Here is a 13,789-nt window from a genome sequence, read left to right on the forward strand (position 1 = left end):
CCGCATCAAGATTATCCCAAAAGCCAAGAGCCAATCCCGCTAAATAGGCAGCGCCCAAGGCGGTCGGCTCAAGGAGCTGCGGCCGGACGATCACCGTATCCAAGACATCGGCTTGAAACTGCATGAGCAGGTTGTTGGCGGAAGCGCCGCCGTCAACGCGCAATTCTCGAATAGCACAATCAGCATCAGCAGCCATGGCATTGACGACATCCGCTGCTTGATAGGCGATGCCTTCGAGGGCGGCCCGGGCGAGGTGTGCCGCCGTTGTTCCCCGCGCCAGCCCTGCGATGAGTCCCCGCGCATGGGGATCCCAATGGGGCGCGCCCAGCCCTGCAAAGGCAGGCACGAGATAGACACCGCCCGTATCGCTAACCTGCGCAGCGAGCGCTTCTATGTCTGAGGAGGACTGAATCAAACCTAAGCCGTCACGCAGCCACTGCACCACAGCGCCCGCAATGAATACACTGCCCTCAAGGGCGTAGTGCAGCTTTCCGTCAAGCATCCACGCCACAGTACTTAGCAGTTTATTGGTGGAAGCGATGGGCTGCTCTCCTGTATGCATGAGCATGAAACAGCCGGTCCCGTAGGTGTTTTTCACCATGCCCGGTTCCACGCATAATTGTCCGAACAAGGCGGCCTGTTGATCGCCTGCCATACCGGCAATGGGTATGGGCGACGCAAAGATATCCGCGCCTGTCACGCCATAAGGCTCACTGGAATTTCTCACTTCAGGGAGCATGCTTTTAGGGATTTGGAGCATGCCAAGCAATCCATCATCCCAAGCGCCTGTATGCAGATTAAAGAGGAGCGTACGGGAAGCGTTGCTCCCATCGGTAATGTGGAGCTTGCCCCGCGTCAGTTTCCATATGAGCCAGCTGTCAACGGTGCCGAAGGCGAGTTTCCCCTCTTCAGCTTTCTCCCGTGCTCCGGGCACATGATCCAAAATCCACTTAATCTTCGTCCCGGAGAAGTAAGGATCAAGTAGGAGCCCAGTTTTTTCTTGCACCCCCTTTTCAAAGCCCGCTTCTTTCAGCCGTGCACATTCTTCCGCTGTGCGGCGATCCTGCCAAACAATGGCATTATAAATTGGCTTGCCCGTGTCGCGATCCCAGACGACCACGGTCTCCCGTTGATTGGTAATGCCCAGCCCGGCAATGTCTTGGGCAGATGCATGGATCTTGCCCATTGCTTCAAGGGCAACAGTGATTTGGGACGACCAAATTTCTTCCGGATCGTGTTCTACCCAGCCCGGTTCGGGATAATGCTGGGTGAATTCTTTTTGCGCCAGCGACCGTACCCGCCCGTTCTGATCGAAGAGTATGGCTCGTGAACTCGTGGTGCCCTGATCCAACGCAAGAATATATGCCATTGTTTGCTCCTGTTCATTGCTAAGCCCCTTCGGAGGCGAAACGGTTATTGTCGTCCACATATTATCCCTGAAGAATAGCATTAAGCTTTAGTTTCAGTAAAGCCTTTCCTTATCCCGGCTCTCGCGGGACCGCCTGTGTTCAAGCTTCGTTGGGTCATCGTGAGCGAAGTAAGGTATTGCGGATGCCTAGGCGCAGCACCTCAATGACACAAACACCTCGGGCGCAATAAATCTCGCCCCTACACCGGAAGGCTTTGTGCGTCTCCCGTCCACCCCGTCCTTCTTATAACAAACAGGACCGCCTCACCATCGAGACGGTCCTTATAGTAGAGATTAGATTTTATATCAGCGCGAACGATACGCGAAGATGCCGACGCCTATCAGACTTACGCCAATGAGCAGCCAATCACCAAGCCCCTTGTGCAGCAATTCAGGTAAGGACAGAATCTTATCATTACTCTTGCAACAACCGCAGCTATCCTCCACCTCTTCGGGCTCCCCTTCAGTGGATGCCTCGCCTTCGCCTTCTCCTTCGACGGACTCTTCACCTTCTACAGGCTCTTCGCCTTCGACGGGTATCTCACCTTCAGCGGGCTCTTCGCCCTCAACGGGTTCTTCACCCTCTACGGACTCTTCGCCTTCGACGGGTTCTTCTCCTTCGCCGGGCTCTTCGCCCTCTACGGGTATCTCACCTTCGACGGACTCTTCGCCTTCGCCTTCATTTACCGGCGTGTATTGCGCTATCACAATTAAATCCGAAATAATGACATCGAAGGCGACATCCCATCCGTCAAAGATCCAACCCGTATTGCCTTGGACTTCAGGAGCGGCGGCGGCACTGCCATAAACCAGGGTCTGCTCCAGGTCACCGCCGCCTGTACGCGTGCCTTTCCCGGCTAAATCGAAAACGACGCTAAATGATTCAGGGCCTAAAGATATAATCAGATCAACAGGGCGGTCCCCATAGACCTCAGCGCCTGCCGTCGGGTCTTGGCTGATAACGCGGTCTACAGCAACCATGTTGTTATATTGCACGACCACCTCGCCGACAACCAATCCGGCTCCTAAGATCAGCGTTTCTGCCTCTCCTTGGGGTTTACCCACCACGTCAGGCACAGGTACAGGGCTGTAATATTCATAGGCACCCATATCGATGCCTGCTCCTTGAGGGCGAGGCACTCCATCCATATCCGTTGATGGAATATCTTCTCCGTCCGACGTGCCCACATCAATGCAGGGCGAAGTGGAGCTTAGACGAAAATCTTCCGACGAAGGATTTACAAAGTCGGGATTGCCAACAATATTACCCATTCCGGCATAAGCAGCGCTAAGGCAAGAATAGCTCACGCTTGTTCGGTATGCGTCATCTGGAGAATTGCTCCAGAGGATGCAGTTGACCGCCGTGCCCTTATACATCCCGCCGCCATCGTCCTCGGCCGAGTTGTTGATGAAGGTACGATTGCTCGCCGTGCCCCATGACACCCCGCCGCCACCGTACTTGGCCGCGTTGCCGGTAAAGGTACAGTCGGTCGCTGTGCCGTCATACATCCCGCCGCCGCCGAAGGACGCCGTATTGCCGGTGAAGGTACAGTTCGTCGCCGTGCCGTAATACATCCCGCCGCCATACGTGGTCTTTCCATTTTGCAAGGTGAAGCCGTTTATAGAGCAGTCGCTGTTTGAAGTCACTCACCGCCGTTCTCCCTGACCGTCAATGACCGTGTGATTGTCTTCCCAATTACCTTCGTCGCGATTCGTTTCGGTACCTGCAAAACCGCCATAGAGGGCAAGCGTCTTTGCAGAAAGATCAACCACAGAAGCGGTCGTGCCGGTATAGGTGCCTTGTGTCACCCAGATTTCATCGCTTGTATTCGCGGCATCCACGGCACTCTGAATGGTTTTAAAGGCATTTGCCCAAGAAGAACCATCGGGTGTGCCGGCAGCGGATGCCCGTTTACCCGCAATACGGCGGCATGACTAGGCGCCCCGGTCAGCAACAAAAGCAGGGCGAGAAACACTGCTGCAAAAACTTGTTTATCCAAATCCGTAACTTGAAATCTACCCATGATCGCAGACCTTCTTAGTATTTGGTTCGCTCAAGATTTTCTATTCGGAAAAACAGGTGCGCTTCAGACTTTATTCCAATTTCTCCGTCATCGATCGATCCTATCGCGCATGCTTTTTGCAATAACCATCTAAGACAATAGGTATTGTGAGACAGTGGAAAATATAGTTACACTATTTTGAGACGCCTTCGCTCGGAAGTGCCAAGTGTCTTAATTTTAATGTATCATTAAAAAAATCCACTTTTTATCTAACCGTATGTTTTATATGAAGATAAAGAAATATAATGCGATAACTAAATGTATGGCGGAGGTGGTTCTATCTTATGGACAGGATGGGCAGAATGGATCCAAAAGCGGGGGTTTGACACGCCCCCTTAAGAGTTGATCGCTCCCCGCTCATTGGTTTATTCTCATGATGAGCGTACTGATCGACAGCCCTGTGGATTTGCGCAGCCAAGCGCCGCGCATCTATTGCAAAAGACACGGGGTTATTTGCTATAGTTGATCCAAGGGTTAGTAAAATTATAGACCAAGAAAAGGAATAAGAACGACTATGAGCACAGCCAAAGCAATTGCAGAACGGGCACTGGAACAGGGTAAAGGTATTATGAGATTGACACCGACCTGGGTGCCACGGGAATTTTGCGTCCCCGGCAAACGCATCAAATTACATCCCAACGATTATTACGCCTTAGGCGGCAACCGCGGCGGGATTGATGAGCGTTGGTTTTCATCGACCACGCCCGCCGACAACGGTCCCTTGACCAGCAAAAACGAAGGCTTAAGCCACATCGCCTTTGAAGAGGGCGGCAAGACAGAACTGATCCTGCTGCGCGATGCTATCGACGAATTGAAAGGGCAGATTATCGGTAAATTGTGGGATGCCCACGGGCGCTGGCCCATGTATTCGAAATTCTTCGACAACCAAGGCGCGCTCCCCTTGCATATCCATCATGATGATGACCACGCGGCGCGCGTTGATGCGCTGGGCAAACCGGAAGCCTACTATTTCCCGCCCCAGCTGAACAATCACGGCGGTGATTTCCCCTATACTTTTTTCGGACTCGTGCCGGGCGTGACCAAGGAAGAAGTACTTGCCGCCTTACGCGATTTCGACAAGGGCGATAACCGTATCGCTGCTCTGTCTGTTGCCCACGTGTTGACGCCGGGCACGGGTTGGAATGTGCCGCCCGGCGTACTGCATGCCCCCGGCAGCCTCTGCACCTATGAACCGCAGAAAGCTTCCGACGTCTTCGCCATGTATGAATCCGTCGTACATGATCAAGTGATCAGCACGGACTTACTCTGGAAAGATACGCCCAAAGAAGAGCAGGGCAATCATGAATACCTGCTTGACGTCATCGATTGGGAACAGAACACGGATCCGCTCTTCAAAGAAAAGCATTTCATGAATCCCATCCCTGTCAATGATTTGGAAGCGATGCGCGCCCAAGGCTATGAAGAGAAATGGATTTGCTATTTGGCAAAAGAATTCAGCGCCAAAGAATTGACCGTCCTGCCCGGCGCCACGGTGACCGTGAAAGACGGCGGCTGCTACGGCTGCTATGTTGTCCAAGGGCACGGAACCATGGGTAATTGGGATATTGAGTCGCCCGCCTTGATCCGCTTTGGTCAATTAACCTACGACGAATTCTTTGTGACCGAAAGTGCCGCCAAAGAAGGGGTCACCATCACCAACCCCAGCAAATCAGATCCCATCGTTATTTTGAAACATTTTGGGCCGGATGCCCATGACAATATGCCTGTAAAACTTTAATTCACGGGAGGATTACATCATCATGACACAGCATGTGAATAACTATCCCAAACTGCATAACGCGGCGTGGCCCGGACTTGTAGGCAAAGGCGACGGCGCAGAACCGACCATCAGCTTGGAACAAATGCTCGACCTGACCGCGGCAGCGGAAGTGGACGGGGTCCGTTTCGACGGCATCGATTTGTTCCTCTCCGATCCCCACATCAGCATCGACATCAACGCCGACGGCGTCAAGGCTTTGGCCGACGATATCGCAGGGCGGGGCTTGAAGATTGGCTCCCTCGTCGCGCCGATCTGGGGCGGCGATGAAGGCGCCATGGGCGAAGGCGATTCCCGAAAATGGTATCTCGACCAAGTACGGAAATCCTGCGTCATCGGCAAGCAATTGCGCGAATTGGGTATACGTCCCACGGGCGCGATCCGCATCGATTCCGCCGTCAGCCCGGAAGCCTGGTCTGCTGATCCCGAAGCGAACCAAAAGCGTATTGCCCAGACCTTGCGCGAAGCCAGCGACATTGCAGCGGAATACGGCGAGCTCTTGGTGGCTGAAGGCGAAATCTGCTGGGGCGGCATGCACAGCTGGCGCTATATGCTGCAACTCTTGGAGATGGTCGATCGTAAAGGCGTCTTCGGCTTTCAAGCAGACATGGCGCATACGCTGCTCTATCTGCTGGGAGCGAACGCCCCCGAAGATGCCTTGGTCCCTGCTGATTTCACATGGGACAATGAGGCGCTCTTCGAAAAGGCGTACACCAAATTGACCAATGCCCTGCGCCCCTGGACCCTGGACTTTCATGTGGCACAAAATGATGCTACCGTGAAAGGCTCGGGCAGTCACGATAAAACGGGAAGGCACTGTCTGCCCGAAGATCCCAACGGGAAACTGGACATTGTGAAACATGCCGGCTTCTGGCTGCGGGATCAGAACGGCGTCATTACGAAAACTGTCCGGCATATCTGCTGGGACGGCTGCATGTTCGCCAATGAAACCTTAGTCGACCCTCAGACTTGGAACTCGATTTTGGCGTCAATGATTGCTGTTCGTGATGCCCACGGCTGGACAGAATAAACGCACTGTGAATAGAGTTAGCCTACCCTGCTGAAGCAGGGAGTGGAAAGGAAAGACCTTATGTCAAAACTTCGGATTGGAATGGTCGGCTACGGATTTATGGGCCGTGCCCATTCAAACGCCTATAATCGTGTCCCCAACTTTTTCCCGGAACTCGCCTATCAACCGGTGCTCCAGGCAGCCTGTGCGCGGAACAAAGACAATATCGCCGCCTTCGCCAAACAATGGGGCTATGCTTCCATAGAAACGGATTGGCGCGCCCTCGTTGAACGCGACGATATTGACGCCATCGATATTTGCGCGCCCAACAATTTCCATCGGGATATCGCGCTGGCGGCAGCAGAAAACGGCAAGATGATCCTCTGTGAAAAGCCCCTTGCGCTGAATGTTGCCCAAGGCAAAGAGATGGTCGACGCCGTGGAAAAGGCGGGCGTTGCCAACACCATTTGGTATAACTACCGCAGAATCCCTGCAGTGTCCCTTGCCAAAGCCATTATTGATTCGGGCAAATTGGGCAGGATCTTCCATTATCGCTCCAACTTTTTACAAGACTGGTGCATTTCCGAAAGTGTACCCCAAGGCGGCGCGTCCAATTGGCGTCTGGATCGTGACGCTGCCGGATCCGGCGTAACAGGCGATCTCCTTGCCCACTGCATTGATACTGCCCTCTGGCTGAACGGCAGCATTACCACCGTCAGCGCCATGACGGAAACCTTTATCAAAGAGCGGATGCACGTATTGACCGGCAAACCGGAGCCCGTCGGCATTGACGATGCCTGCGCCTTTTTATGCCGCTTCGAAAACGGTTCCATGGGCCTCTTCGAATCCACACGCTATGCCTGCGGGCATAAAGCGCTCTTCACCCTAGAGATTAACGGCGAGCATGCCTCCCTGCGCTGGGACTTGCACGACCTGCACCGCCTCGAAATCTTCGATCACAACGACCCGGGTCCCCTGCGCGGCTGGCGCTCCATCCATGTGAGCGACCACGGCGGCGACCATCCGTATATGGAACGGTGGTGGGTACCGGGCTTGCAAATCGGGTACGAGCACTCCTTTATTCACCAAGCGGCGGACTTTATGAAATCTCTTGAAAGCGGTGAGCCTTGCGCGCCCACCTTCAAAGACGCCTTGGAAACTCAGGTCGTTTGTGAAGCCGTACTCAACAGCGCCGCATCCGGCGCATGGACCCAATCCTAGACCAGCAGACAAGGGATAGGGTGAAGCTTATTCATCCTGTCCCTTTTCGTTTTACTGCTATTGTTCGCATGAATGTTGGAAGCCATAATCAGCCCGTCAACGGGATAGAGCGCATGGGCGCGTTCCATCGGATTATGGTGTTTATGTCAGCCAATTCTTAAACCACCGGGAAAGGTGAACTCATGTATTTGCGACACCCTCTTATTTTCACGGCAGCCCTCTGTTTGCTTGCCGGATTCGCCTTCGCACAAAACGAAGACGGCGTCGAACTGAACCTAGACGAACCCATTCAAAAAGCGCTGAGCAGTCCCGAGGCGCGCGCCGCCGTAGAAAAGGAATGTTTGGATGCCTTGGAGCACGGCGAAGAATGGGGACAACAATATGGGGCGGCAAAAATCCTTGCCGTCATCGGAACCGTCGATACGGTGCCCGCCCTCGTTGCCCTGTTCCAAGATGAAAAGAAAGCCCATTTAGCGCGCTGTGCTTTGGCGCCTATGCCCTATGCCGAAGTCGACGCCGCCCTCTTGGAGGCGCTGCCCAATGCCCCGCGCAAAGTGAAGCTAGGGATCATGGATACGCTGGCAGACCGTAAAGTGGAAGAAGCCGTGCCTGCCATCATCGCCGAGCTTAAGATTGAAGACAAACAAATGCTGGAACTGGCTGCCACCGCCTTGGCACGGATCGGCGGTGATCAAGCTGCTGCATTTTTACAAGAAATGTGTAAAGCTGACGATACAGAGATCGAGCGGATCGGCGCCACAGCCCTGCTCCTCCTTGCCGAGAACTTGAACGCCGCAGGCAGCCCGGAAGATGCCGCCGCCTACTATTATCCCTTGCTGGAAAACAAGTGGGCGGATCACATCCGCGCCGGCGCATTTCGCGGCCTGTTGAAAGCTTTGCCCAAAGAAGCAACGGAAGCCGTGCTGCACGCCATCCAATCAGATGATCTCTTCTTGCGCCAAGAAGCCATCGCCGCCGTAGCCCAACTGGAAGCAGAAGGTACTGCAGCCCAATTCGCCGACTTATTCCACAAGTTGGACAAAGATATTCAAGTGCCTTTATTGGAGTCCCTGTCACGGCGCAACGAGGCACTGCAACAGACTTTCTTATTCGACCTATTGAAAGACACCCGTGACGATCAGCGCATTGCCGCCATGAAAGCCATCGCCGTCTATGGCAATGAAGAAGCGATTGTACCCCTCGCCCGCATATTCGGCGAAGACGGAAGCCGTGAAATCAGACAGGCCGCCGTGGAAACGCTGCGACGTCTGCAGGGAGCGGACATGGAAGGCGCGCTCGTCGCGTCGCTGACCAGCTTGCCCATGGAAGAGCGGTCAGGCATCATCGAAGTGCTTGTACAACGGAACATCGTCGCCGCGGCACCTGCCATCCTCGAAGAGTGCAATCATGAAGGGACACGAGCCGCCGCCTTTAAAGCCTTGGGCATGCTCGGCGACACCGCCTTTATTGATCCCATGCTTGCCCTCTTGCTGACCATGGAAGGCGACACGGGCCGCAGCGAAGCGGAGAATGCCTTGGTCGCCTTAATCCAGCACGCCGGGCTCAAAGAAGCAAAGCTCATTATTCAACGGGCGCGCTACGGCGATCTGCCCGATGGCGAATTTAAAGACGTTACCGCAGTCGTGCGCGAGAAGATCGCAGAATCGACCTTCTCCTTCCCCGTGGGCAGCGCCCTCTTCGGCGATCCCGCTCCGGGCAAGGCGAAACAGCTTATCGTAGACTTCACCCGCCGCGATGCTGCAGAGGCGGTGACCGTGCCCGAAGGCGGACTGGTAAATTTTGCCGCAGGCTCCATCCCCGACGACCTGTTGAACAAAGTGATCGCGCCCTTGGATGACGCTTCCGCTGATGCGAGCGCCTCTCTCTTCCGTGTACTCGGACGCATTGCAGGCACCCGCGCCTACGAGATCGTGAAATCCTATATCACCAACGACTCGGAAGCCCTGGTGGATGCCGCTGTACGGGTGCTCACCTCCTGGCCGGATCCCGCAGCTGCTGCAGATCTCGCCGCCCTTTTCACATCCTCCGAGCATTCGACCCATCGCGTCCTAGCCCTGCGCGGCGCCGTACGCCTGCTGCGCGTCAACGCACTGCCTCAAGACGCTGCCATCGCCGCCTACCGCCTTCTCCTGGACGGGGCACGGAATGCCGACGATCGCAAACTGATCTTATCCGGACTCGCAGAATTAGACAGTGCCGAAGCGGTGCAGATGGTCTATCCCCTCTGCTCGGATGAGACGGTCAAAGCGGAAGCGGGTTTGGCGCTCGACAAGCTGCGCGGCGCCATGACGGAAGAGGCGTACAACGACGCTATCGCGCCTTTCACCTCAGAAGAGGCGCAGACGGCAGACGCGCCGATTGTGGATGAAACTTTTGTGTCCATCTTTAACGGCAGCTCCTTAGCGGGCTGGTCAGGCGATCCCGATTTTTGGTATGTCGATGACGGCGCGATTGTTGGCGAAACACGGGCCGATAAAACCTTGGCGCGTAATGTGTTCTTGATCTGGACTGAAGACACGCCCGCCGATTTCGATATTAAGTTCACCTACAAAGTAGAAAGTGATTGGGCGAATTCGGGGCTTCAATTCAGATCCGAACGTTTTGATGATAACCGGCTGCGCGGCTATCAAGCCGACCTCTCCACCGAAGACTGGATCACGGGAATCTGCTATGAAGAAGGCGGACGCGGCGTATTGGCGCGGCGGGGTGAAGCCGTCGTGGTCAAGGAAGATGACGCTTTGGATGCGCGCCGCTTTGCCGCAGAAGAGGTGCTCTTGGATTATATTGATCACCACGAATGGAACGAATATGAAGTACACGTGCGGGGCAACCATTTTTACAGCCGCATTAACGGCCATAAAATGCACGAGGTCACCGATCATTCGCCTAAAGCGCGCAAACGCGGATTCATCGGCTTCCAACTCCATCAGGGGCCGCCCATGAAAATCCGTATCCGCGACATCAAAATCAAACGGGTTGCACCGCAACAATAACCACAAACTCAAGGTCTACACACAAAAGGAATACTGGAATGAAAACCTTTTCAACCCTATCGCGACGTCATTTTCTCAGCACGACAGCAAGCGCAGCAGGCACCGCGTTGGCACTCGCTTCCTCGCGCTTCGCCGCTGCGGCGCCCGTCACCGCCAACGACCGCATCAATGTGGGCGCCATCGGCATCAACGGCCGCGGAAGATATATTTTGAACGCCTTCTTACAATATCCGGATGTGCGCGTCGTTGCTGTCTGTGATGTGCAAGGGGCAAAAAGAAAAGACGCGCAACAGCGTGTCAACGAGCATTACGGCAATGAAGATTGCCGCGCCTACATCGATTGGCGTGAGCTCATCGCCCAGCCCGATATTGACGCCGTCATGATCGCCACAGGCGACAATAACCATTCTCTTGTCTCCGTCCATGCCGCCCGTGCGGGCAAAGATATCTATTGCGAAAAACCGCTCAGCGTATCCATTGCCGAAAGCAGAGCCGTGGCGGACTCTGTGAAACGCTATGCAAGGATCTTCCAGTGCGGCACGCAGCGGCGCAACGTCGGCAACTTTATGTTTGCCCGTGAACTTGCCGCTTCCGGCGCTCTGGGAACGATCCACACGGTCTACGCGGAAAAGGCATGGCCCGATTCGCACATGCAATTCAAAGTGCTGCCTCCGGAACCGACGCCTGCCTATGAAGATGTCGCTTGGGATCTGTGGCTGGGCGGAGCCGCATGGCGACCCTACAACAAAGAATATCATACGGGATTTTGGCGGACCCATGGAGACTTCTCCGGCGGCTCCATCTCCGAATGGGGCTCCCACACCATCGACTTATGCCAATGGGCGCTGGGCATGGATCACACCTCCCCCATCACCTACGAAGCCATCAATCCAGAAGGCGATATTGAAGCCAAGTACGCCAATGGGGTGCGGCTCATCATTAAAAAAGGATTGCGTTTCGGATCCTGTCCTGTGCGCTTTGAAGGCGATGAAGGATGGCTCGAAACAGGTGACGATAACATCATCGAAACCTATCCCGCGTCCTTGGCTACAGGCCGCCATTTTGCAGGCGGCTATCCCGCAGACAACCATGTACGCGAGTTCTTGAACTGTATCAAATCCAGACAACAGCCCCAGTCTACAGCGGAATCGGCGCACCGCTCCATCACGGCGTGCCACTGTTCCAATATTGCACTGCGTCTGAACCGTCCCGTCACCTGGGATCCAGAACGGGAAGAATTCCCCGGCGACGAAGCCGCCAATCGTATGCGTTACCGCGTCATGCGCGAGCCTTTCACCGTTTAAGCCTTTTTACATCAAACAGACCTTCAAAAAGCCTGTGTGCCAGCCCTTTGCGCCCTTCGACCGAAAGGCTGTGCCGACCTACGTTCACTCCGGGGTTGCGGGGCGCCTTTCATTGCGTCCCCGACCCCTTTTTTCTTTCCCTTATTTCCTTTCCGTCCGGTGAAAGAAAAAGCGCTAATAGATTGTATATCGGCGGGCGTTGTGATAAGATACGGCCACTTTCCTAAGTATCTATTTTCCCCGGTTCAGACTACTCGATGTCTATTCGGAGTCACAAAATGCAACACGCTCTTTCTGTTGTCGTTCCCGCGTTCAATGAGGCCGGAAACCTTCCAGACCTAATCGATCAAATCTTCCGTGTCTTCCTTGAAGAGGCCTATCCCGCCCGAGAATGTATTGTTGTTGATGATGCCAGTACCGATAACACTGAATTTACCATGCACGAGCTTATGCAGCGCTATACGGGCCTGCGCTATATCAAAATGAGAAAGAACAGCGGTCAATCCGCCGCCTTGCTCACCGGTATGCGCAGCGCGCAAGGTGAATACATTATTACCTTGGACGGTGATCTTCAAAATGATCCTGCCGATATTCCCAAAATCGTTGATGCCCTCGCCCAAGCCGATTGTGTCTGCGGCTATCGCGAAAACCGCCAAGATTCATGGGGCAGACTGCTTTCCTCCTATTGCGGCAATCTCGTGCGCAGGCAGATTGTGGATGACGGCATCCGCGACGCCGGCTGTGGACTCAAAGGCTTCCGCAGGGAATGTATTCCACATCTGCTGCCCTTCCACGGGGTACATCGCTTTTTCGCGGCCATGGTCAAAAATGCAGGCTTACGGGTCATTGAAGTACCCATACGCCATCACCCGCGCAAAGCGGGACAATCCAAATACAATTTTCGAAATCGTTTCTTTTGGGTGCTCTACGATTTTATCGGTGTGGCGTGGCTGCGCCGCCGCTATCTCCTCATCGAAAGTGAAGAGGTTACGGCGATCACCCTACAGCCTACCGAAAGCTTCACCGCCATCTCAGCGTCATCGGAGAATAAGCTTTTCCCACACGCGCCGAGTCACCGCCTATGAACATCCGCAAATACCATCTGATCCTCCTCTTCCTCTACGCAATCCCGCTCTTTTCTTTTCGTTTGGGCAGCTACGATCTGTGGCCCCCCGATGAGCCGCGCTATGCACTCATCGCTCGGGAGATGCTCCAGTCCGGTGACTATTGGGTCCCCCACGTCAACAACATCCCCTACAAAGAAAAGCCGCCCCTCTTCTTCTGGAGTATCGCTCTATGCTCCACCTTGACCGGCAAGGGCGAGGTCACACCCATCACAACGCGGCTTCCTTCTCTTATCGCTGCCTTGGTCGTGCTCCTCTTCACCGGACTCTTGGCACGAGCACTCTATACGCCCCCTGTGGCGTTCTGGTCCATGCTCATCCTCATGACCATGCAGCGTTTCTGGTGGAATGCCCGATTCGGACAAATCGACATGCTGCTCACCGCCTGCTTAACCGCAGCGCTCTATGCCTATTGGCGCTGGACCCAAGGACGCCGTTGGGGATGGCTCCTCTTCTTTTACACAGCCGTCTTGGCAGGCGTCTTTGCCAAAGGCCCGGGCGTACTCGTTTTCCCCGGCTTATTGGTCGTCGTACAAAGCTGGCGCAGCACCTATCGCAAAGAAGCATGGCTGCACCTCGCCGCCGGCTTCTTCCTTATCGCCCTCGTCTATGCCGTCTGGATGATCCCCGTTCACCGCGCACTCGCCGGCGCGATCCAAAGCACCGTATCCGATACGCTGGCGTCCAATCTATTCCGACAAACCCTCGGCCGCTTTCTGCTGGGAGTCAGTCATGCACAATGGCCCTGGTATTACCTGATCAACCTACCCATCGACTGGCTGCCTTTGACGCTTTTTCTGCCGATTACATGCATTTTCGCCTTCAAAGCTTTCCGTGCTCATGATCCCGGCCCGCGCTTTCTGCTCAGC

The 13,789-nt window shown here is 54.8% G+C and carries 10 protein-coding genes; 7 read left to right on the forward strand and 3 right to left on the reverse strand.

The window, feature by feature from the left end; genetic code table 11:
* From glpK to GX117_07785, 3 genes are all read right to left on the reverse strand, one after another.
* Positions 1-1,429, reverse strand: a 1,429-nt coding sequence (glpK, locus tag GX117_07775) for a glycerol kinase GlpK (GenBank protein NLO33237.1), incomplete at its 3' end; no start/stop codon positions are given.
* Between the two features lie 285 nt (positions 1,430-1,714).
* Entirely contained in the window at positions 1,715-3,055 is a 1,341-nt protein-coding gene (locus GX117_07780; GenBank protein NLO33238.1) for a PASTA domain-containing protein, read from the reverse strand.
* Entirely contained in the window at positions 3,056-3,250 is a 195-nt protein-coding gene (locus tag GX117_07785; GenBank protein NLO33239.1) for a hypothetical protein, read from the reverse strand.
* Positions 3,251-3,973: 723 nt separating this feature from the next.
* Between GX117_07785 and GX117_07790 the strand changes: the two genes are divergently transcribed.
* The 7 genes from GX117_07790 to GX117_07820 form a co-directional block, all read left to right on the forward strand.
* The gene (locus GX117_07790) at positions 3,974-5,209 is read left to right on the forward strand and encodes a hypothetical protein (protein ID NLO33240.1); all 1,236 of its coding nucleotides are present in this window, start codon (positions 3,974-3,976) and stop codon (positions 5,207-5,209) included.
* Between the two features lie 22 nt (positions 5,210-5,231).
* Positions 5,232-6,278 (forward strand): TIM barrel protein, encoded by a 1,047-nt coding sequence (locus GX117_07795; GenBank protein NLO33241.1) that lies wholly within the window; start codon positions 5,232-5,234, stop codon positions 6,276-6,278.
* 60 nt (positions 6,279-6,338) lie between these two features.
* Positions 6,339-7,478, forward strand: coding sequence for a Gfo/Idh/MocA family oxidoreductase (locus GX117_07800; protein ID NLO33242.1), 1,140 nt, complete (start codon positions 6,339-6,341; stop codon positions 7,476-7,478).
* Positions 7,479-7,660: 182 nt separating this feature from the next.
* Positions 7,661-10,492: a DUF1080 domain-containing protein gene (locus GX117_07805; GenBank protein NLO33243.1), complete on the forward strand. Its 2,832-nt coding sequence runs from the start codon at positions 7,661-7,663 to the stop codon at positions 10,490-10,492.
* A gap of 38 nt (positions 10,493-10,530) precedes the next feature.
* Positions 10,531-11,796, forward strand: coding sequence for a Gfo/Idh/MocA family oxidoreductase (locus tag GX117_07810; GenBank protein ID NLO33244.1), 1,266 nt, complete (start codon positions 10,531-10,533; stop codon positions 11,794-11,796).
* A 278-nt stretch (positions 11,797-12,074) separates the two neighbouring features.
* On the forward strand, positions 12,075-12,881 hold the full coding sequence (locus GX117_07815) for a glycosyltransferase family 2 protein (protein NLO33245.1): 807 nt from the start codon (positions 12,075-12,077) through the stop codon (positions 12,879-12,881).
* A partial coding sequence (locus tag GX117_07820; protein NLO33246.1) for a phospholipid carrier-dependent glycosyltransferase occupies positions 12,878-13,789 on the forward strand: 912 nt, incomplete at its 3' end. The genes GX117_07815 and GX117_07820, both read left to right, overlap by 4 nt.

It is taken from the genome of Candidatus Hydrogenedentota bacterium, from assembly GCA_012523015.1.
In the GTDB taxonomy this organism is placed as follows: domain Bacteria; phylum Hydrogenedentota; class Hydrogenedentia; order Hydrogenedentales; family CAITNO01; genus JAAYBJ01.

Excerpts from the sequence above, each read along its gene's own strand:
- GX117_07795 (NLO33241.1), top strand. The coding sequence starts at position 5,232 with ATGACACAGCATGTGAATAACTATCCCAAACTGCATAACGCGGCGTGG.
- GX117_07800 (NLO33242.1), top strand. The coding sequence starts at position 6,339 with ATGTCAAAACTTCGGATTGGAATGGTCGGCTACGGATTTATGGGCCGT.
- GX117_07805 (NLO33243.1), top strand. The coding sequence starts at position 7,661 with ATGTATTTGCGACACCCTCTTATTTTCACGGCAGCCCTCTGTTTGCTT.
- GX117_07810 (NLO33244.1), top strand. The coding sequence starts at position 10,531 with ATGAAAACCTTTTCAACCCTATCGCGACGTCATTTTCTCAGCACGACA.
- GX117_07815 (NLO33245.1), top strand. The coding sequence starts at position 12,075 with ATGCAACACGCTCTTTCTGTTGTCGTTCCCGCGTTCAATGAGGCCGGA.